Raw genomic sequence first — 20690 nt, 5'->3', positions numbered from 1 at the left:
CCTATGGCGCCTTGCGGATGGTGTCGCCCGGTTGCAGCGTCGGGAAAAGCTCGATCACCTCGCCGCCGATCACCCCGCCATGGCCGCGCCCGGCGATGATCTCGGCCGCCTTGCGCCCGATCTCCAGCCGGCAGGCATCCATCGTCGCCAGCCGCCGCGGCAGACCGTCGAGCAGTTCCACACCGTTGAACCCGGCCAGCCCGATTTTACCGGGCACATCCAGCCCCGCATCCAGACAGTAGAGCAGGCCGCCCGCCCCGATCATATCATTGGAATAATACAGGAAATCAACATCCGGGCTGCGCTTCAACACCGCCTCGGTCATCTCGCGGCCCTTCAGGAGCGCCGATCCGCCAGAATAAAATTCCCGGTCCGCCAAGGCCAGACCCTGCCGCGCCAGCGCATCCTCGAACCCCTCAAGCCGCTTGCGGGCGCGGTGGTCATTCGGCATCTGGGTGCCAAGGAAGGCAATGCGGCGATAGCCCGCCGCGATGATCGCCTCGGCCATCTTCCGGCCGGCGCGGCGATGTGAAATGCCAACGGCGGAATCGACGGCGGTTCCGTCGATATCCATGATCTCGACAATCGGTACACCGGCCTGCGACAGCATCGCCGCCGCCGCGGGCGTATGCTCCAGCCCGGCGAGGATCACACCCGAGGGGCGCCAACTCAGCATTTCATACAGCACCGCTTCTTCGCGGTCGGGTGAATAATTGCTGACGCCGATCACCGGCTGCAGGCCGGTATCCTCAAGCACTTCGGAAATGCCGGTCAATACTTCGGGGAAGACCATGTTCGACAGCGAAGGGATGATCACCCCCACCAGATTGACCCGCTGGCTGGCCAGTGCGCCCGCGATCTTGTTGGGCACATAGCCAAGGGTGCGCGCCGCCTCCAGCACCTTTTCCCGGGTGGCTTCCGACACATCGCCCCGGTTGCGCAGCACCCGGCTGACCGTCATCTCGCTGACGCCCGACGCTTCGGAAACGTCGCGCAGGGTCAGGGGGCGCCGGGGGTCGAATGCTGCGGTCTTTGTCACGGTGCGATGCCTGCCTGTGATGTATGTTCAATTGTTAGCGCCCGAAACAGGGCTTGTCCAATGCCGGATGTTGCTCTACGTTATCGCTAACAGCCGCGTGTCACAACGCACTGGCCATATCCCGCGCGTCCTGCAAGCTCTCAACCCAGACGCAACGGAGACCGGAGGGGGAGTGTGGGCCAAAATTCACTCCCCCTTTTCTTTTGCCGGCCCGCTTTGCCCGGTTGCCATGGCGCGGGTTTCCAAGCAAAAAGGCCGCGTGGCTCCGTAGCTCAACGGATAGAGCGTCCCCCTCCTAAGGGGAAGGTTGCAGGTTCAAGTCCCGCCGGGGTCACCAGTTTTCCCGCATTGCGCCCGCCGCAGGCCGCAGATGCCTCCGGCGGGAGTATTTCAAAAGGTGCAAATCGCTAGAAGTCGAGATTCTCGACGCTCAAGGCGTTTTGCTGGATGAACTCGCGGCGGGGTTCCACCACATCGCCCATCAGTTTCGAGAAGATGTCGTCGGCCTCGGCCAGATCGTCGATCTTGACCTGCAACAGGGTGCGCGCCTCGGGGTCGAGTGTGGTTTCCCAAAGCTGCTCGGGGTTCATTTCGCCCAGACCCTTGTAGCGTTGCAGGGTCAGGCCCTTTTCCCCCTCGGCCAGTACCGATTTCAAGAGGTCAATCGGGCCATGGACTATCTGCTCGCGGTCCTTGCGGATCAGGCGACCGGGGTTGCGATAGATGTCACGGGTCTGGCCAGCCACCTGCGACAGCCGCCGCGCCTCGCCCGAGCGCAGGACAGCACCGTCGAGCGTGCGCAACTCCTCAACCCCGCGCAGCACGCGCGAAAGGCGGATGCCATGGTCTTGCGTGATGCGGCCGGACCAGCCGCGTTCGTATTCGACCGCGATCATGTTCAGGCGCTGGGCGACGGTATCGGCCACCAGTTGCAGGTCGGCATCGGCGCGGCCCGGGTCAAAGGCGCCGGCCAGCGCCGCCTGTTCCAGAATGCCGCGCGGGTAATGGGTGGGGAAAGCGTCCAGCACGCGGCGGAACTGGCGCGCGCCCTCGATCACCCGGGCAAGGTCCGCCCCGGCGATTTCCACGCCATCGGCCAGCCGCAGCACGGCGCCTTCGACACCCATTTCCACCAGATAATCTTCAAGTGCTGCCTGATCCTTGAGGTAGACCTCGGACTTGCCGCGCGCGACCTTATAAAGCGGCGGCTGCGCGATATAGACGTGCCCGGCATCGACCAGGGGCCGCAGATGACGGAACAGGAAGGTCAAGAGCAGGGTGCGGATATGCGCGCCATCCACGTCAGCATCGGTCATGATGACGATCTTGTGGTAGCGCAGCTTGGAAATGTCGAATTCCGAACCGATCGAGGTGCCGAGCGCCGTCAAGAGCGTGCCGATTTCCTGCGATGCGAGCATCCGGTCAAACCGCGCGCGTTCCACGTTCAGGATCTTGCCCCGCAGCGGCAGCACCGCCTGATTGGAGCGGCTGCGCCCCTGCTTGGCCGAGCCACCTGCCGAATCCCCCTCGACAAGGAACAGTTCCGACTTGGCGGGGTCACGCTCTTGGCAATCTGCCAGCTTGCCCGGCAGGCTTGCCACGTCCAGCGCAGTCTTGCGGCGTGTCAGTTCGCGCGCCTTGCGGGCGGCCTCACGGGCCAGGGCGGCTTCGATGATCTTGCCGACGATGATCTTGGCCGGGCCGGGGTTTTCCTCAAACCATTCGGCCAGCTTTTCGTTCACCAGATTCTCGACCGCCGGACGGACCTCCGAGGACACCAGTTTGTCCTTGGTCTGGGACGAGAATTTCGGGTCCGGCACCTTGACCGACAGCACGCAAGTCAGCCCCTCGCGCGCATCATCGCCGGTGAAATCGACCTTTTCTTTCTTGGCAATGCCCGAGGTCTGGGCATAGCTGTTGATCGTGCGCGTCAGCGCGCCGCGAAAGCCCGCAAGATGGGTGCCGCCGTCGCGCTGCGGGATGTTGTTGGTAAAGGGCAGCACGGTTTCGTGGTAGCTGTCGTTCCACCACATCGCCACTTCCACGCCGATGCCGTTCTTTTCGCCCAGCATGTAGATCGGCTCTGGCATCACCGAAGTCTTTGAGCGGTCGAGGTATTTGACGAATTCCTTCACGCCGCCATCATAGTAAAGCTCGGTGCGCAGCGGTTCGGCGTGGCGGGCATCCTCGATGATGATGCGCACGCCCGAGTTCAGGAAAGCCAGTTCGCGTAGGCGGGTTTCCAGCACCTTGAAGCTGTAATCAAGGTTCGAAAAGGTGCCCTCGGGGATATTCGTCTTGGCGCTGGCCAGAAAGCGCACCTCGGTTCCGCGCATTCCGGGGGCGGGGCCGACCTCATGCACATGCACCACGCATTCGCCATGTTCGAACCGGGCGCGGTATTCCTTTTCGTCGCGCCAGACGGTCAGTTCCAGCCATTCCGACAGCGCGTTGACCACCGAAACGCCCACGCCATGCAACCCGCCCGACACCTTGTAGGCGTTGCCGCCCTCGTCGGTGTTGTTGAATTTCCCGCCGGCGTGAAGCTGCGTCATGATCACTTCGGCAGCGGAAACACCCTCTTCGGCATGGATGTCCACCGGGATGCCACGGCCATTGTCGCGCACCGAAACCGAGTCGTCGGCATGGATGATCACCGTGACGGCGGTGGCGTGACCGGCCAGCGCCTCGTCAATGCCGTTGTCCACAACCTCATAGACCATATGATGCAGGCCCGAGCCGTCATCGGTATCGCCGATATACATGCCGGGGCGTTTGCGAACCGCCTCCAACCCCTTGAGAACCTTAATGGAATCCGCGCCGTATTCGGCGGGTTTGCGGGCGGCTTCGGCCATGCGTGGAGAACCCTTCATATTGCCCGCAACTTATAGCGGACAGGGGGGGGAATGTCACCCCCACCCCCCAGATGTTGCGGTCAAAGCAGCGGGATGACCAGCCCGACCCCGATCAGCAGACATCCCGAAGTGACATTCAGCCGCCGGATGGCCTGCGGGCTGGACAGAAGCTGCCGGGCGCGGTCCAGAAACAGCGCCAGCCCCAGATTGCCCAGGGTCGGCACCGCCATGGAAACCGCCAGAATCGCCACGATGTCCAGCGTGGTCAGGCTGCCCAATGTGAAAAAGCCGGGCAGGGCGCCCATGTAGAACAGGATCGCTTTGGGATTGCCGATCACCACGGCAAAGCCCACGCTCAACCCCGCCCAGACGCCGGGGCGGGTCAGGCGGCTGTCGGCATTGGGCGCTGCGGCGGGCTTGCGGATCAGCATGACCCCCATGAACAGGAACACCACCGCCGCCACCCAGCGCAGCAAGGACAGCACATCGCCCCAGGCGCTTTCGATCCAGCTCAGGCCAAGGATCGCGGTCAGCGGCCAGATCATGTCGCCCATCGCCACGCCGATCGCCAAAGGCCAGGCCGCAGCAAAGCCACCCGACAGCGCCCGCGCCATCAGGGCGACCCAGACCGGCCCGGGAACCGCCCAAAGACCGGCCATGCCAAGGGCATAAAGCCCGAGTTGTGTCAGCGTTATGGTCATGCCGGCCCTCCGGGCAGGGTCAGGCTGCCATCTGCGGCCAAAGGCCAGAACGGGTTCATCGCCACCTCCCAGACATGGCCGTCCGGGTCGGCCCAATAGCCGGAATAGCCGCCCCAGAACACCTTTTCGGGTGCTTTCAGCGGTGTTGCCCCGGCAGCGAGGGCGGCGGCATAGGCCGCGTCCACCTCTGCCTCGGTGGTGAAATTCTGCGCCAATGTCATCGCGCCGGTGCCAAGGGCCGCGCCCGGGCGCCCCTGATCGGCGGCAAGATCGTCGCGCCCGAACAGCGCAAGTGCCGCGCCATGCATCTGGTAGAACGCCACCCCGGGCTGGCTTTCGCCATGTTCACGCCAGCCGAGCGCAGCATAAAAGCCGCGGGCGGCGGAAAGATCCTTCACGCCAAGGGTGATCAGGGTGACGCGCTGCGCTGTCATGGCTCGATCCTCGATTGTCCGTTTTCATCATGGATATGAAGGGTTTGTGCCCGATCTCCCAAAGGATCGAACAGCGCCGCCTCGGTTCCGGTCATCAGCGCCTGCGCCCCCAAGGCGCAGATCTCGTCATAAAGGGCGGCGCGCCGGGCGCTGTCGAGATGCGCCGCCACCTCATCCAGCAAAAGAACCGGCGCGCGGCCCAGATCGGCGGCCAGCGCGCGGGCATTGGCAAGGATCAGGCTGATCAGCAGCGCCTTCTGCTCGCCGGTCGAACATTGGGCGGCGGGGGTGGACTTGGCGGCATAGACCGCCGCCAGATCGGTGCGGTGCGGCCCGATCAGCGTACGCCCCGCCGCCATGTCGCGCCGCCGCCCCTCGGCCCAAAGGGCAGGCAACGCCCCGGCCTCGGCCTCACCCTCGGGCGCGGTCAGCGACAGGTCGGCGCGGGGAAAGGCGGTTTCCGCCCCTTCCTGCGCTGCGGCCAGACGTGCCAGCGCCAAAGCCCGATTAGCCATCAGGCTGACCGCCGCCTCGGCCATCTGCCCTTCCAGCGCGCCATACCAGCGGGCATCGGAAACCCCCTCTTTCAGCAGCCGGTTCCGCTCGCGCATGGCCTTGTCATAGGCCAGCACCGCCTCGGCATGATCGGGAAAGAACGACAGTGTAAGACGGTCCAGAAACCGCCGCCGCCCCTCGGCGGCCTCGATCCACAGCCTGTCCATCGCAGGCACCAGCCACAGCACCCGCAGGATACGCCCCAGTGCCAGTTGTGCCGCTGCCTTGCCGTCGATCCGCAGATGCCGCGCTTCGGCCCCTTCTGCGCCGGTTTCGATGTCATGGTCGGCGGCCAGCCCGCGCACGGCAGCCGTGATCCGCCAGCCTAGGGCTTCTGGCCTCCGCGCCAACTCATCCCCCGCCGCCCGCCGTAACCCCCGCCCGGGCGACAAGAGCGAAACCGCCTCAAGAATATTGGTCTTACCCGCCCCGTTCGGCCCGACAATCGCCACTGGCCGCCCATCGAAGGTCAGCCGCGTCGCGCGGTGGCTGCGGAAATGCGACAGGGACAGCGAGGTGATGGCAAGCCCGCTCACGTCCCGGCCCTTTCATCGTGGCAAAAATATCCCGGGGGTCCGGGGGCTGGCCCCCGGCCGCCGATCAGACGCGCATCGGCATCACGACATAGACCGCCGAGGTGTCGTTGCCCTCGCGCATCAGGGTCGGATCGCCGGAAGAGTTGAACAGGAACACCGCATTCTCGCGGTCCACCTGGCTGGCGATTTCCAGCAAATACTTGGCGTTAAAGCCGATCTCCAGCCGCTCGTCGCCATAGGCAACGGCCAGTTCCTCTTCCGCGGCGCCCGAATCGGGGGCGTTGACCGAGAGGATCAGCCGGTCTTCGTCCAGGCTGAGTTTCACCGCACGCGACCGCTCGGAAGACACGGTTGCCACCCGGTCCACAGCCTTGGCAAATTCGCTGGCATCCACCTCAAGCCGGCGGGTGTTGTTCATCGGAATGACGCGGGTGTAATCGGGGAAGGTGCCGTCGATCACTTTTGAGGTCAGGGTGATCAGCGGCGTCGCAAAGCGCACCTTGGTTTCACTGACCGACACGGCAATCGTCGCCTCGTCATCATCCAGCAGCTTGCGCAATTCGTTCACCGTCTTGCGCGGCACGATCACCCCGGGCATCCCGGCGGCCCCTTCGGGCAGGGGCGCGTCGATCCGCGCCAGCCGGTGGCCGTCGGTCGCCACGCAGCGCAGCGTCGGCCCGTCTTCGCCCGTGGCGGTGTGCATATAGACGCCGTTCAGATAATAACGCGTTTCTTCGGTCGAAATGGCAAATTTCGCCTTGTCGAACAGCCGCCGCAGCACCTTGGCCGGGGCAGAGAAATTCGACGAATATTCCGATGTCGCCATCACCGGGAAATCTTCCTTGGGCAGCGTCGCCAGCGAGAAGGTCGAGCGCCCGGCGGCAATCGTCAGCCGGCCCGAGGCGGCATCCTCGGTCAGGTTCACCAGCGCGCCATCGGGCAGCTTGCGCACGATTTCATGCAGCATCACGGCGGAAACCGTGGTGGCGCCCGACCGTTCCACCATGGCAGGCGCGCGGTCCACCACCTCGATGTCCAGATCGGTGGCGCGGAAGCTGACCTGATTGCCCTCGGCCTCGATCAGCACATTGGCCAGAATCGGAATGGTGTTGCGGCGTTCGACAACCGATTGCGCCTGTGCCAGCGCCTTGAGCAGCGTTCCGCGTTCGATCGAGAGCTTCATCGTTCCATCCCCATGCCGGGCCGCGTCACCAGCGGACACCGATCAATCCGGCTGCCGCCGGTTCCAACTGTCCGGGCGACATTGCGGGGCTTTCACAATCCCGTCAAGCCGCCCAATCTGCTGTGAATCAGCCCTGAAGCAGACGGCGCAGAAGCTGCAGGTCGTCAGTCAACTGGCTGTCGGTGGCCATCAGCTCTTCGATCTTGCGCACGCCATGCATGATCGTGGTGTGATCGCGCCCGCCAAAGCGGCGGCCGATTTCCGGCAGGCTACGCGGGGTCAGTTGCTTGGCCAGATACATCGCCACCTGCCGGGGCCGGGCGATGTTGCGCAGCCGTTTTGGCCCGATCATGTCGGACAGGCGGATGTTATAATGCTCGGCCACCTTGCGCTGGATTTCTTCGATGGTCAGCTTACGGTCCGAGGCGCGCAGGATATCGGCAAGGCAATCCTGCGTCAGTTCCAGACTGATCTCGCGGCCCACCAGCGAAGCGAACGCGAAAAGCCGGGTCAGCGCCCCTTCCAGAACGCGGACATTGGTGGTGATGCGGTGCGCGAGAAACTCCAGCACGCCGGGGGCAAGCTGCAACCCCTTGTATTGACTGCGATAGAATTCGACCTTTTGTTGCAGGATGCCAAGGCGCAACTCATAATCGGTCGGATGCAGGTCCACCACCAGCCCGCATTGCAGGCGGGACTTGATACGATCCTCAAGATCCTTGATCTCGCCCGGGGCGCGGTCGGCGGAAATGACGATCTGCTTGTTCTGGTCGATCAGCGCGTTGAAAGTGTGGAAGAATTCCTCTTGGGTGGAATCCTTGCCGGCGATGAACTGCACATCATCGACCATCAGCACATCGACCGAGCGGAAAAGCTCTTTGAAATCCATGATCTGCTTGTCGCGCAACGCTTGCACGAAGCGATACATGAACTGTTCGGCGGAAAGATACAGCACGCGAAGCTGCGGCTGTTGCGCCTGCAATTCATGCGCGATGGCGTGCATCAGGTGGGTCTTGCCAAGGCCGACACCGCCATAAAGGAACAGCGGGTTGAAGGTAACCGGCCCGCCCTCGGCCACCCGGCGGGCGGCGGCATGGGCCAGCTCGTTCGGCTTACCAACCACGAAACTGTCAAAGGTAAAGCGGGCATCCAGCGTGGCGCCCGGCAGATCTTCGTCGGCGACGGCACGGGCGCGCAGGGCGCGGGGCGCGGGCGCCTTGCGCGGTGCATCATTGGCCGCAGTCATCGGGCGGGCGGGCACGAAGAACTCGACCCGGGCGACGGCATTGCCGCCCTGCTTCAGGTGATGCAGGATATGCTCGGCAAAATTGCGCGAGACCCAATCGCCGAAAAAGCTGGTGGGCACCTCGAATCGGGCGACCTCTTCTTCCAGTGTGGCCAGCCGGATCGGTTCGATCCAGGTGGTGTAGTTGTTGCGGCCGATCTGAGTGATCAACTGCTCGCGCACCCTGCCCCAGGCGTCGTTGGTCATTTTTTTCATTCCGTCCCCAGACACCTTCCGCATCTGCGGCAGCGCCTTGATTTTGATTGTCGTTCCCGCTGCGAAACGCCTCTCTGGGGTGGCTGCCCGGACAAGCCGCTGCCCGGCCGAAACGCGGCGGACAGGGGCCGATTGGGCAGGCCGTGGAACAGGCAACGCAAAAGACCACCTGGCCAGGGCCGGTGCCACCTTTACATCGCCAAGCAGGTGCGCTTGTGGCGTGCCTTGCTTAACGCTTTGATCTCAAGCACGAATTCTGTGGGTTTCAGGCAATTGGCAGCGCCCGCTCCACATCTCCTCCAGCTTGCGATCGCGTCATGTCCCCCAGGACGAAGTGAATCGCAAGAAGACGCTAGCAAGCCGCGCCAAGCCTCCGCAACCGAACTATGCGCTTGACAGATGTTTGACCCAGCGAATCCCGAAGCCCGTGCAAATCGGCAACGGCACCCCTTGGTGCGGGGCGGAAATGACAAAGGGCGCCGCCCACAGGCAGCGCCCTTTGCAATCGGTGCGCGAGACCTCAGACCTTGACGGCGAGGGTCTTCACACGGGAGTTCAGACGCGAAATCTTGCGCGAAACGGTGTTGGCGTGCAGCACGCCCTTGGTCACGCCACGGGCCAGTTCCGGCTGGGCAGCCTTCAGCGCCTCGGCGGCGACGGCGGCATCGCCGCTGGCCAGCGCTTCTTCAACCTTGCGCAGGAAGGTGCGGATGCGCGAACGGCGGGCCTTGTTCACCGCATAGCGGGCTTCGGACTGACGGGCGCGTTTCTTGGACTGGGCGGTATTTGCCATGGGGCTGTGGTTCCTAGGGTCTGCAGTTGCATATGGTCGCACGAAAACCCAAAGGCCCCGTTTCGGGAACGGGAATCATCTTGCCTAAGCGGGCCCACGCGCATGTGGGGCGGCCTATAGGGGAGTTTCCGGCGAAAGGGAACAGGGAATCAGCGGTCGCGGAACTGCGGCTGGCGCTTTTCGATGAAGGCGGCCATGCCTTCCTTCTGATCGGCGGTGGCGAACATCGCATGAAAGCTGCGCCGTTCAAACAACAGGCCCTCGCGCAGCGTGGTCTCATAGGCGCGGTTGACCGATTCTTTGACGGCCATCGCGGTGATGGCCGACTTTTCGGCGATCTTGGCCGCGCATTTCAGCGCCTCGTCCTTCAGTGTGGCGGCCGGCACCACGCGGCTGGCCAGCCCCGAACGCTCTGCCTCGGCGGCATCCATGAAACGTCCGGTCAGGTTCATGTCCATCGCCTTGGCCTTGCCCACCAGCCGGGTCAGCCGCTGTGTGCCGCCCATACCGGCCACGATGCCCAGATTGATTTCGGGCTGGCCGAATTTGGCGGTATCGGCGGCAATGATGAAATCGCACATCATGGCAAGCTCGCAGCCGCCGCCCAGGCAATAGCCCGCAACCGCCGCGATCATCGGCTTGCGCACCCGCGCAATCGCCTCGGCCTCGGCGCCGAAGAGGTCTTCGAACATCACATCCGCATAGGATTTCGCCGCCATTTCCTTGACATCCGCCCCGGCGGCAAAAGCCTTGTCCGAGCCGGTCAGAACGATGCAGCGCACCTTGTCATTGCGGTCGGCGGCGCTGACGGCATCGGCCAGTTCCTGCATCAGGCGTGCGTTCAGGGCGTTCATCGCCTCGGGGCGGTTCAGCCGGATCAGGCAGGTATAATCCTCGATCTCGACGATCAGCGTCTCATAGGCCATGGCAGTGGCTCCCTTGGTTTTGGCCGGACTCCTAGCAGTAACGCGGGCGTTATCAAGTCACCTCTGGCAGTCGGGGCAATGGAAGGATGAGCGCCCCGCCTGCACCGTGCGCAGGATTGTGCCGGGACAGCCGGGCGTGGGGCAGGGCGCGCCCTCCCGGTCGTAAACCCGGAAATTGTGCTGAAAATAGCCCAGTTCCCCATCTGCCTGCCGGTAATCGCGCAAGGACGAACCCCCCGCCGCAATCGCCTCGGCCAGAACTTCGCGGATCAGGGGAACCAGCCGCGCCGCCTCTTGTGACGTAAGGTCACGGGCAAGGCGCAGCGGGCTGATTCCGGCGCGGTGCAGCACCTCACAGACATAGATATTGCCCAGACCGGCGACGATATGCTGATCCAGCAGCGCCGATTTGACCGGCGTTGCCTTGCCCGCCAGACGCCCGGCCAGATAGCTTTCGGAAAAGCCGTTGCCCAAAGGCTCCGGCCCCAGCGGTGCAAGCAGCGGATGCGCCTCGGCTGCTCCGGTTGCCATCAGGTCCATCGCGCCAAATCGGCGGGCGTCGTTGAAGGTCACCCGCGCCCCGCCCTCCATCATCAGCACCACATGGTCATGCTTCTGCGGCGCCGGGTGGTCGTGGTGAAACGCGCCCAGCATCGCCCCGGAAATCAGCATCCGCCCCGACATGCCCAGATGGATCAGCAGCGTCTCGCCGGTATCCAGATCGCCCAGAATATATTTCGAACGCCGCCGCAGCCCCAGCACCCTTGCCCCAGTCAGCCGTTGCGCCATCTGCGGCGGGAAGGGCCAGCGCAACCCCTCGCGGTTCACCTGCGCAGTTTCGATCACGCGCCCCTCCATCACGGGCAAAAGCCCCATGCGGACGGTCTCGACTTCGGGCAGTTCGGGCATGTGACAGGGACGCAGGTTGAGGTGGGGGGGGCAGCGCCCTATAAGGTGGCCAACAGCGAAGGACGGCAAGCCCAAATGACCGATGACAGCACCACCCATTTCGGCTTTCAGACCGTGCCAGAGGCCGACAAGGCCGGGATGGTGCATGGCGTCTTTACCCGCGTCGCCTCGAAATACGATGTGATGAATGACCTGATGTCGATGGGTATCCACCGCGTCTGGAAAGATGCGATGATGGATTGGCTCGCGCCGCGCCCGGGGCAAAAGCTCCTCGATGTGGCCGGAGGCACGGGCGATGTCTCTTTCCGCTTCCTCGGCCGCGCGCCGGGGGCGACGGCGACCGTTCTGGACATGACCGAATCGATGCTGGTCGAGGGGCGTCAACGCGCCGAAGCCGGCAAGATGGCCGAAAGCCTTGATTGGGTGGTGGGCGATGCGATGGCGCTGCCCTTTGCCGACAATACGTTCGACGTTTACACGATTTCCTTCGGCATTCGGAACGTCACCCGCATTCCTGATGCTCTGCGTGAGGCCCACCGCGTGCTGCGTCCCGGTGGACGGCTCATGGTGCTGGAGTTCAGCCAGATTCCGAACGAGATGCTGCAAAAGGCCTATGACCTCTATTCCTTCAATATCATCCCGGTGATGGGACAGATCGTGGCGGGCGACCGGGACAGCTATCAATACCTTGTCGAATCGATCCGCAAATTCCCCGAGCAAGAGGTTTTTGCCGGCATGATCCGGCAGGCGGGCTTCGGTCAGGTGAAATACCGCAACCTGACGCTGGGCATCGCCGCGCTGCATTCCGGCTGGAAGATCTGATGCGCGGGCCGCACAACATCTGGCGGCTGATCCGCACCGGCGCCACGTTTGAACGCACCGGGGCGATGGCCGTTGTTCTGGCGGCAATGAATGCCCCGCCCCGGCTGCGCTTTGCCGCGCGGCTTCTGGGCTGGCCGTTCAAGGCGTTGGGGCTGAAGGGCGATCCCGACCTGCCCCCCTTGACCCGGGCGCTGACCGCACTTGGTCCCGCCTATATCAAGTTCGGCCAGATCCTTTCGACCCGGCCCGATATCGTCACGCCCGAATTGGCCGACCAGTTGCGCTATCTGCAAGACAAGCTGCCGCCCTTTGCCATGGACGAGGCCCGCACGCGGATCGAGGCCGAATTGGGAGCCCCGGTGGAAACCCTTTTCAGCGCATTCTCCGAACCCGTGGCCGCTGCCTCTATCGCGCAGGTTCACCGCGCGCAGGTGGCTGAAACCGGGGCTGACGTGGCGGTCAAGGTGCTGCGCCCCGGGATCGAACGCGCCTTTCGCCGCGACATCGACGCCTTTTACTTCGCTGCCCGCACCATTGAATTCATTGCCCCCTTCTCGCGCCGCCTGCGCCCCGTGGATGTGATTGCGCATTTCGAGGGCGTGGTGTTGGGAGAGTTGGATCTGCGGCTCGAAGCCGCCGCAGCTTCGGAATTTGCGGCCAATACGGCATCTGATAAAGGTTTTCAGGTGCCAGCCCCGGTCTGGCCGCTGTCGGCCCGCGCCGTGATGACACTTGGCTGGGCCGAAGGGATTTCGCTGGCCGACAATGCCGCGCTGGATGCTGCGGGCCATGACCGGGTGGCACTGGCTGCCCGGGTCTTGCAGCTTTTCCTGTCCCATGCGCTGCGCGACGGGCTGTTTCACGGCGACATGCACCAAGGCAATCTCAAGGTGGCGGCCAATGGCGACCTGATCGCCTATGACTTCGGCATCATGGGGCGGATCGACGAATATACCCGCCGCGTCTATGCCGAGATCCTTTATGGCTTCATCAAGCGCGACTATCGCCGCGTCGCCGAGGTGCATTTTGAAGCGGGCTATGTGCCGCCCGACCGCGACATCGACGAATTTGCCCGCGCCCTGCGCGCGGTGGGCGAACCGATTTTCGGCATGGATGCCTCCCGTGTCTCGATGGCGCGGCTCTTGTCCTTCCTTTTTGAAGTGACCGAGCATTTCGGGATGCAGACGCGCACCGAACTGATCCTGTTGCAGCGCACCATGGTGGTGGTTGAAGGCGTGGCGCGCAGTCTGGACCCGCATATCAACATCTGGCAGGTCGCCCGCCCGGTTGTGGAAAGCTATATCACCCGCAATCTGGGGCCCCTGTCGCTGTTGCGCGATCTGGCACAGACGGCGCGGGTGCTGGGCCGTTTCGGCCCCCGCCTGCCGCGTCTCGTTGAGGCGCTGCTGATTGCGCAGGCAGAACAGCCCAAACCCCTTGCCCCCAACCCCGCGCCGCGGCGTCTGGCCCTTGCTTTCGGCGCGGCGCTGCTCTTTGCGATGGGGATATGGCTGGGCCACGGGCTCTAAGCCGCTGCTTTCATCTTGGCCCAAATATCCCGGGGTCCGGGGCAGCGCCCCGGGAGATGGCAGAGTGCCAGTCAGTTCCGGGCTTTCACGATTGCTGACAGTTTCCGATTCTTGCGCGCGGAATGCAACCTGACGCGGTCTAGAACGGCACACGCAGCGCGCTGATCCGGTCGCTGGCCACTTCGACGCCCCCTTCCAGCACCAGCGTGGTTCCGGCGGTGCCGTTGCGCGCCTCAAGGATGCGGCCATAGGATTGCACCGGGTCGCTGCCCAGAACCTGATCGTCGCGCCAGCTTTCCACAGACAGGCTATAGACCCCGTCGGGCAGGGCCGCGCCGGTGGCATCGGTGCCGATCCACTGGAATTCCCCTCCGGCGGGGTCAATCTCGTCGCGGGCCACGATGACACCCTGCGCATCCTTGACCACCAGCACCACCCGGTCGGCGCTTGCCCGCGGTTCGGCCTGCACCGTGACCGGATCGCCGTCCATCCAGACCGGGGCATCGGTCCGCGCCTCTTGCCCGACCCATGCGGCAAGCTGCGACATGCCAATCAGGCTCATCTGCCCCGAAAGGCTTTCCAGAAGCTGATTGGTCCGGGTCTGCTGTTCCACCCCTGAAAACGTGGCCAGTTGTGTGGCGTAATCGGTGGAATCGATGGGGTTCAGCGGATCCTGATTCTGCATCTGCGTTGTCAGGAGCTTGAGGAACGTGTCGAAATCGCCGCCGACGACCGTCGCGGTGCCGGTGGTCGTCCTGCCGGGGACAGAGGTGGTATCGGTGACCGAGGTGACCATGGACGTCCTTTCTAGAAGCGAAGATCAAGGCCGCCGCTGCCCGTCAGGCCCGGCTGCGGCGGCAAAGGTGTTGGAAGATCAGCGGTGTCGTGGACCGTATCTGCGGCCTCTGACGCGGCCGGATTGCCGGAATGCCCCGGCTGGCCGAAGTCGAGACTGGCGCCGCCGTAGCCCGCCTGCTCAAGCTCGGCCAGTAGGTCGGGCAGATGGCGGCGCAGCAGGTCCATGGTTTCGGGCCGATCCGCGGTGAGCGTGACCATCAGCCGGTCCCCCTCTCCGCGCAACTCGAACCGGACACGGCCCAGCTCTTCGGGGCGCAGGACAAGTTCGATCCGGTCACCCGCCGCAGGGTCAGCCAGCGCCGCAGACAGCCCTTCGGTGATCTGACGGGACATGGCAGGGGGCGGGTCGGCATGGGGATGTGTGACGGAATGGGCGGCAGCGGGCGCTGGCAGCGGGACCGGCGACTGAGCGGCGGGCGCGGTATCGGCGGTCAGAAGGGGCGGGACAGAGGGCGCAGGACGCGGCGTCTCTTTCGGTGCCGCTTCTGCTTTTCCCTCTTCACCCGCGTCAGTGCTGTCTCCGGCCTCATCCGCCATCTGCATCCGCACCGCCGCCTCGGCAGAGGGCGGGGTGGGGCCTTCGGATGGAGCGCCCTCCTCTGGGGGCGAAGGGTCAGGTGGCGCAACCGCCGGCGATGTTGTTGTGATTGCCAATTCTACCGCCCCCCCCTCAACCGGGGCGGCAGTCAAGGCGGCAGGCGGGGGTGCCCAGGACAGTGCAGCAAGCGCCATGGCTGTGATGTCTTCCTCTTCCGGGGGGGGATCGCCCTCTCTTGCCATTTCCGCGGCAAAGCCGCCCTCGGTCGCAACTTCTTCCCCGGCGGTCGGAGTGGGTGCAGGGGCAGCCGTGGGGGGCAGCGCAAGGGGGAGGGCTGTGAGCATGGTCATCCGGTTTCTGCCGTGTGGCCCCGACTATCGCCGCCGAAAGTTACCGGCTGTTTACCGCGCCCGGCCATGATCGGAAAAATCATCAGGTCAGGAGGCCGGAATGGAAATCACAGCACTGGAGATTGCGGGGCGGGGGGCGGGCCGCCCCGGCGAAACACCGCACGACACGGCATTGCGCTCCCGCGCGCAAGACCTCGAAGCGGCCTTTCTGGCCGAAATGCTGTCCTATGCCGGGCTTGAGGCGCAGGAGGGCAGCTTTTCGGGCGGCGCCGGAGAGACACAATTCGCCTCGTTCCAGCGCGACGCGCAGGCCCGGCAAATGGTGCAACATGGCGGCATCGGGCTGGCCGAGCAGATATTTCACAGCCTCAAGCGCCGCGAGTTCCAGACATGAAGGCCGATCTCGAATCGCTTCTCGAAGACCTGCATCAGGCGGCACTCCACGCCGATTTCAATGCGCTCTCCGCACTCACTCCGGCAGTCGAAGCCGCGGCGGAGGCCCTTGATGCGCGCCGCGAACCGGCCGCGGCGCGCAGGGTCGCCGCCCTTGCGCAGCGCAACGCCGCCTGCCTTGACGCGACGCTGCGCGGCTTGCGCGCCGGACGGCGGCGGTTGGCGGAACTGCGGGGGCTGGAGCTTGGCCTGCGCACCTATGACCGCAACGGTCAGGCGGCCGACATCGTGACCGCCCCGCAGCCCGCGCGGCGGTTCTGACAGATTTTCTCAAATGAAAGGCATTCGGGTCTTGGCGGTTAGGAAAGCCTTAGAACCTCGCAGGCTTCAATCGCCCTGCATCCCATGACGGGGTGGCGCCCCGAACGGAACGCGGGGCAGGGGACGAAGGGCCCGAACCTTCCGGCGGTCCACCGCCGGTCCAACCCGCCGCACGAAGTGCCGGCAGCAAGAACAGGAAGCAGGACATGTCGTCCATTCTGACCAACAACAGCGCAATGGTTGCCCTTCAGACCATGAAGTCGATCAACGCCAACCTCAACAAGACCCAGTCGGAAATCTCCACCGGCAAATCGGTGGCGACGGCACGCGACAATGCCGCGGTCTGGGCCATCTCGAAGACCATGGAATCGGATGTGAAGGGCTTCCAGGGCATCTCTGACAGCCTGGCGCTCGGCTCGTCCACCGTCGAAGTGGCGCGGCAGGCATCGGAAACCGTGACCGATCTTCTGTCGGACATGAAGAAGAAGATCGTCGCGGCGCAGGAAGACAACGTTGACCGGGGCAAGATCCAGACCGATATCGTCGCGCTGCGCGACCAGATCAATTCGGTCGTGGGGGCGGCGCAGTATAACGGGCTGAACCTTGTGAACGGCTCCAACACCTCGGTCGATATTCTGGCTTCGCTGGATCGCAGCTCGACCGGCGTGACGGCCTCGTCGATCACGGTCAACGCGCAGGATCTTTCGACGGGCGGCTATGTGGCCAATGATGTCTTTGCCTCGTCCACCGGCGGCACGATCTCGACCGATGCCGATACCTTCGTTCTGGCGCTGGATCAGGGCGGCGGCACCGATGATATCGAGTTCCAGGATGGCGCCAATGCCTGGGCCGCCGGGGACAAGATCACCATGCGGATCGGGGACAAGACCGCCTCTTACACGATCACCTCTTCCGACGTGGACAGCGGCGCCAACTCGATGCCCGACCTGATTGCCGTGGGCATGAAGAACGCCATCGACTCGCTGGGGATTTCCGGCCTGACGGTGGATTATGACTCCGGCACGCCGGGCACGCTGTCGTTCACCAATGACGGGACCAAGGACTTGTCGGTTTCCGGCCAGTATCGCAACGCCGGCTCGGGCGGGCTGGGTGCCCTGGCCACGATCGACGTTTCGACCGCATCGGGCGCCGCTCTGGCGCTTGGCGCGATCGAGGGGCTGGAACAGACGGCGATCGATGCGGCCTCGGCCTTTGGTTCGGCCCAGACGCGGGTGGATACCCAGGCCAAGTTCGTCTCGACCCTGTCGGATGCGCTGAAATCGGGGATCGGCAGCATGGTGGATGCCGATATGGAAGAAACCTCGGCCCGGTTGCAGGCGCTGCAGGTCCAGCAGCAACTGGCAACGCAGGCGCTGTCGATTGCCAATCAGGCGCCGCAGAACATCCTGTCGCTGTTCCGCTGACATCGCAGGGCGGGGGAAGCCTCCCCCCGCCCCCCTTCTGAACCCCACCCCCGCAGGAGGAACCCCGCGTGTCTGCACATCCCCAAACCGCCCGGTTTGCGGCGGCGCGTGCCGCCTATGCCCGCCCCGAAGCGCCCGGCCGCACCCCGCGCGCCATCGAATACGAATTGCTCGCCCGCATCACACAGCGCCTGTCCGAGGGCTGGGCCCGCCGCAAGAGCGACCTGCCCGGGCTTCTGGCCGCGCTGGACGACAATCTGCGGCTCTGGTCCACGCTGGCGGCGGATGTTTCGGGCGACGGAAATGGTCTGCCGCAGAAACTGCGGGCGCAGCTTTTCTACCTTTACGAATTCACCGCCCAGCACAGCCGCGCGGTGCGCAGCGGCAAAGCCTCGGCCGAGGTTCTGATCGAGATCAATACCGCCGTCATGCGCGGCCTGCGCGGCGAAGGCGGTGCGCCATGAGCGGGCTGGTCCTTAAACTCGGACCCCATGAACGGGTGCTGATCAATGGCGCCGTGGTGGAGAACGGTGACAAACGCTCGCGTCTGGCCATCATGACGCCCAATGCCAATATCCTGCGGCTGCGGGACGCGATCCACCCCGAAGAGGTGAACACCCCCGTCCGCCGGGTCTGCTACATCGCGCAACTGGTGTTGTCGGGCGATGCCGAGATCGGGCTGGCCCGGATGCAGCTTCTGCGCGGGATCGAACAACTCAGCCAGGTTCTGACCGATCCCGACAGTCGGGCGCTTTTGACACAAGCCACGGCATCGGTGATCGAGGATCAGCATTATCAGGCGCTCAAGGCGCTGCGCGCACTCTTGCCCCGGGAAGAGCGGCTTCTGGCCGCCGCGGGCCGCGCATGAGCTTTGCACCGGCATTGCCGCTTTCGGGTTATGCCGGCTGGACGCTGCTCAAGCGCACGATGCCGGCGCAAACCGCTGCCTTCAACGCCTCACCCGAGATCAAGACGGATGAAGCCTATTTCCGGGCCAGGATCGGATCGGTCAAGACCGCCGAGCAACTGGTCGCCGACCGCCGCCTCTTGAAGGTGGCGCTCGGCGCCTTTGGCCTTGAAGCTGATATCACCAACCGCTTTTTCATCCGCAAAGTGCTGGAGGATGGCACGCTCAAGAGGGATGCACTGGCCAACAAACTGGCGGATAAAAGCTATCAGAAGCTGTCATCGACCTTTGGCTTCGGCAACTTTTCGACCCCCAGCACGCAGATTTCGGACTTTGCGGACAAGATCATCACCGCCTACCGCGCCCGCAGTTTCGAGGCAGCCGTGGGCGCGCAGGACAGCGACATGCGCCTTGCCCTCAATGCCGAGCGGGAACTCAAGGATCTGGCGGGCAAGACCAGTTCCGAGAATACCAAATGGTATGGCATTCTGGGCAGCGAGCCTTTGCGCAAGGTGTTCGAAACGGCCTTGGGACTGCCTTCGGCCTTTGGCACGCTGGATATTGATCAGCAGCTTTCGGTGATCAAATCCAAGGCCAAAAGCCAATTGGGCAGCGACAAGGTCTCTGACCTCGGCAATGCCGATGCGATGGACAAGTTGCTCCGCCGCTTCCTGATCCGGGGTGAGGTGGCGGCGCTGGGCGGCGGCACCAGTGCCGCCCAGAATGCGTTGACGCTGCTGCAGAACATCCGCCGCTGATCAGCTCCGCGCATTGTGCAGGATTGCGGCGAGGCGGGCGAAACTGGCTGCAATCCCGCCATCGGGCGCATCCTCGCCCAGAAAGGCATCCAGCGCCGGAAAGACCCGGATCGCGGCATCCACCACCGCATCGGACCCTTTCGCGTACAGTCCGGCCTGAATCATCAGCTCCGCCCGATCCCAGGCACCCAACAACCGCCGCGCCTCGGCGATCAGCAGATTCTCACCTTCGTCCGCCGCTTGCGGCAGGCTGCGCGAGACCGAGCGCAAGAGGTCGATGGCGGGATAGCGCCCGCGTTCGGCAATCTTGCGATCCATCACCACATGGCCGTCCAGCACGCCGCGCAGGATATCGGCGACCGGCTCATCCATGTCGGAGCCCGCAACCAGAACCGAAAAGACCGCGGTGATGTCGCCCGCCCCCTCTGGCCCCGGGCCTGCCCGCTCTCCCAGTGCCATGATGGCTTGGGTCAGCGACGGGGGATAGCCGCGCAGGGCCGCAGGCTCCCCTGCGGCCAGCGCAACCTCGCGATGCGCCTCGGCAAAGCGGGTGACCGAATCGGCAAGGAACAGCACATGCAGCCCCTGATCACGGAAGTGTTCGGCCACGGCCATCGCCGCCCAGGCGCAGCGCCGCCGCGTCAGCGCCGACTGATCCGAGGTGGCGGTGACGATGACCGAGCGCGCCATGCCCTCTGGCCCCAGAACCCGTTCGGCGAATTCGCGCAGCTCGCGTCCCCGCTCGCCGATCAGGGCAATCACCACCACATCCGCCTCGACCCCGCGGGCGAATTTCGCAAGGAGCGAGGATTTTCCCACGCCCGACCCCGCGAAAAGCCCGATCCTCTGCCCCCGCACCAGCGGCAAGAGCGTGTCAAAGACCGCAACCCCGGTTGACAGACGCGCGCCCAACCGGCGGCGGCGGGCGGCGGCGGGCGCCTCGGCCCGCAGCGGGCGCAACAAAGGGCCGCGCTGGAGGGGCCGCCCGTCCAGAGGCCGACCAAACGGGTCCACGATGCGGCCGATCCAACTGTCATCCGGCGCGATGCCGGTGGCACCGCAGAGTTCGACGCCGGCGCCGATCGCCAGCCCGTCGGGTGCGCCATCGGTCAGCACCGTCACCCCCTCGGGCGCCAGCCCCAGAACCTCGCCGCCCAGGGCGCCGATCTGCACGCGGTCGCCCTGACAGGCCAGCCGCGTCAGGCCCGAAACCTGCACGGTGCCCCCCCGCACCGCCACCACGCGGCCAAGGGCCGCCGCCACCGGAATACGGGCGATTTCCGAGCGGAGCGACGCAAAAACATCTGCCATGGGATTCTCCCTTTGTTCGCTGCTTACCGTTTCTAAAGGAATCACCC

Annotated in this window: 21 protein-coding genes and 1 tRNA gene; 9 read left to right on the top strand and 13 right to left on the bottom strand. The window is 64.6% G+C overall.

Features of this window, described 5'->3' with window-relative positions; genetic code table 11:
• Window position 1 precedes the first annotated feature (1 nt).
• A complete protein-coding gene (locus HS053_RS12430) occupies window positions 2-1039 on the bottom strand; it encodes a LacI family DNA-binding transcriptional regulator (protein ID WP_347233323.1) in 1038 nt (345 codons plus the stop codon).
• A gap of 261 nt (window positions 1040-1300) precedes the next feature.
• Here HS053_RS12430 and HS053_RS12425 point away from each other — a divergent pair.
• A tRNA-Arg gene (locus tag HS053_RS12425) sits at window positions 1301-1376 on the top strand.
• 70 nt (window positions 1377-1446) lie between these two features.
• On the opposite strand, the gene gyrB is transcribed toward HS053_RS12425, so the two are convergent.
• From gyrB to mutM, 9 genes are all read right to left on the bottom strand, one after another.
• Window positions 1447-3894 (bottom strand): DNA topoisomerase (ATP-hydrolyzing) subunit B, encoded by a 2448-nt coding sequence (gene gyrB, locus HS053_RS12420; protein ID WP_174211573.1) that lies wholly within the window; start codon window positions 3892-3894, stop codon window positions 1447-1449.
• Window positions 3895-3974: 80 nt separating this feature from the next.
• Complete coding sequence (locus HS053_RS12415) at window positions 3975-4595, bottom strand: LysE family translocator (RefSeq protein ID WP_174211572.1); 621 nt, start codon at window positions 4593-4595, stop codon at window positions 3975-3977.
• Window positions 4592-5029, bottom strand: a complete 438-nt coding sequence (locus HS053_RS12410; protein ID WP_174211571.1) for a VOC family protein — start codon at window positions 5027-5029, stop codon at window positions 4592-4594. The genes HS053_RS12415 and HS053_RS12410 overlap by 4 nt, the downstream gene beginning before the upstream one ends.
• Window positions 5026-6120, bottom strand: a complete 1095-nt coding sequence (gene recF, locus HS053_RS12405; RefSeq protein WP_174211570.1) for a DNA replication/repair protein RecF — start codon at window positions 6118-6120, stop codon at window positions 5026-5028. Before recF ends, HS053_RS12410 begins: the two co-directional genes overlap by 4 nt.
• A gap of 64 nt (window positions 6121-6184) precedes the next feature.
• Window positions 6185-7303, bottom strand: coding sequence for a DNA polymerase III subunit beta (gene dnaN / locus HS053_RS12400; protein WP_174211569.1), 1119 nt, complete (start codon window positions 7301-7303; stop codon window positions 6185-6187).
• Window positions 7304-7430: 127 nt separating this feature from the next.
• On the bottom strand, window positions 7431-8795 hold the full coding sequence (dnaA, locus tag HS053_RS12395) for a chromosomal replication initiator protein DnaA (protein WP_241699847.1): 1365 nt from the start codon (window positions 8793-8795) through the stop codon (window positions 7431-7433).
• Window positions 8796-9324: 529 nt separating this feature from the next.
• Entirely contained in the window at window positions 9325-9597 is a 273-nt protein-coding gene (gene rpsT, locus HS053_RS12390) for a 30S ribosomal protein S20 (protein ID WP_174211567.1), read from the bottom strand.
• Between the two features lie 149 nt (window positions 9598-9746).
• Complete coding sequence (locus HS053_RS12385) at window positions 9747-10523, bottom strand: enoyl-CoA hydratase (RefSeq protein WP_174211566.1); 777 nt, start codon at window positions 10521-10523, stop codon at window positions 9747-9749.
• A gap of 57 nt (window positions 10524-10580) precedes the next feature.
• On the bottom strand, window positions 10581-11432 hold the full coding sequence (gene mutM, locus HS053_RS12380; RefSeq protein WP_174211565.1) for a bifunctional DNA-formamidopyrimidine glycosylase/DNA-(apurinic or apyrimidinic site) lyase: 852 nt from the start codon (window positions 11430-11432) through the stop codon (window positions 10581-10583).
• A 75-nt stretch (window positions 11433-11507) separates the two neighbouring features.
• Between mutM and ubiE the strand changes: the two genes are divergently transcribed.
• Complete coding sequence (gene ubiE, locus HS053_RS12375; protein WP_174211564.1) at window positions 11508-12254, top strand: bifunctional demethylmenaquinone methyltransferase/2-methoxy-6-polyprenyl-1,4-benzoquinol methylase UbiE; 747 nt, start codon at window positions 11508-11510, stop codon at window positions 12252-12254.
• Window positions 12254-13783, top strand: coding sequence for a 2-polyprenylphenol 6-hydroxylase (gene ubiB / locus HS053_RS12370; protein WP_174211563.1), 1530 nt, complete (start codon window positions 12254-12256; stop codon window positions 13781-13783). Before ubiE ends, ubiB begins: the two co-directional genes overlap by 1 nt.
• A gap of 139 nt (window positions 13784-13922) precedes the next feature.
• Here the strand turns inward: ubiB and HS053_RS12365 are convergent, their stop codons facing one another.
• Together HS053_RS12365 and HS053_RS12360 are read right to left on the bottom strand one after the other, a co-directional pair.
• Window positions 13923-14579 carry a flagellar hook capping FlgD N-terminal domain-containing protein gene (locus HS053_RS12365; protein ID WP_174211562.1) on the bottom strand — a complete coding sequence of 219 codons (657 nt, stop codon included), beginning with the start codon at window positions 14577-14579 and terminating at the stop codon, window positions 13923-13925.
• 11 nt (window positions 14580-14590) lie between these two features.
• On the bottom strand, window positions 14591-14974 hold the full coding sequence (locus HS053_RS12360; RefSeq protein WP_174211561.1) for a flagellar hook-length control protein FliK: 384 nt from the start codon (window positions 14972-14974) through the stop codon (window positions 14591-14593).
• A 655-nt stretch (window positions 14975-15629) separates the two neighbouring features.
• Between HS053_RS12360 and HS053_RS12355 the strand changes: the two genes are divergently transcribed.
• The 6 genes from HS053_RS12355 (at window position 15630) to HS053_RS12330 (ending at window position 19332) form a co-directional block, all read left to right on the top strand.
• Complete coding sequence (locus HS053_RS12355) at window positions 15630-15923, top strand: rod-binding protein (protein WP_174211560.1); 294 nt, start codon at window positions 15630-15632, stop codon at window positions 15921-15923.
• Complete coding sequence (locus tag HS053_RS12350; protein ID WP_174211559.1) at window positions 15920-16243, top strand: hypothetical protein; 324 nt, start codon at window positions 15920-15922, stop codon at window positions 16241-16243. Before HS053_RS12355 ends, HS053_RS12350 begins: the two co-directional genes overlap by 4 nt.
• A 206-nt stretch (window positions 16244-16449) precedes the next feature.
• Window positions 16450-17667 (top strand): flagellin N-terminal helical domain-containing protein, encoded by a 1218-nt coding sequence (locus HS053_RS12345; protein WP_174211558.1) that lies wholly within the window; start codon window positions 16450-16452, stop codon window positions 17665-17667.
• A gap of 68 nt (window positions 17668-17735) precedes the next feature.
• Window positions 17736-18131: a flagellar biosynthesis regulator FlaF gene (gene flaF, locus HS053_RS12340; protein ID WP_174211557.1), complete on the top strand. Its 396-nt coding sequence runs from the start codon at window positions 17736-17738 to the stop codon at window positions 18129-18131.
• Window positions 18128-18535, top strand: a complete 408-nt coding sequence (gene flbT, locus HS053_RS12335; protein WP_174211556.1) for a flagellar biosynthesis repressor FlbT — start codon at window positions 18128-18130, stop codon at window positions 18533-18535. The genes flaF and flbT overlap by 4 nt, the downstream gene beginning before the upstream one ends.
• Window positions 18532-19332 carry a DUF1217 domain-containing protein gene (locus HS053_RS12330; protein ID WP_174211555.1) on the top strand — a complete coding sequence of 267 codons (801 nt, stop codon included), beginning with the start codon at window positions 18532-18534 and terminating at the stop codon, window positions 19330-19332. Before flbT ends, HS053_RS12330 begins: the two co-directional genes overlap by 4 nt.
• Here the strand turns inward: HS053_RS12330 and HS053_RS12325 are convergent, their stop codons facing one another.
• Window positions 19333-20643, bottom strand: a complete 1311-nt coding sequence (locus HS053_RS12325; RefSeq protein WP_174211554.1) for a FliI/YscN family ATPase — start codon at window positions 20641-20643, stop codon at window positions 19333-19335.
• Between the last annotated feature and the right edge of the window lie 47 nt (window positions 20644-20690).

The sequence above is a fragment of the Tabrizicola fusiformis genome, from assembly GCF_013328815.1.
Taxonomy (GTDB): Bacteria; Pseudomonadota; Alphaproteobacteria; order Rhodobacterales; family Rhodobacteraceae; genus Fuscibacter.
This window is presented reverse-complemented; position numbering and strand designations above follow the sequence as displayed.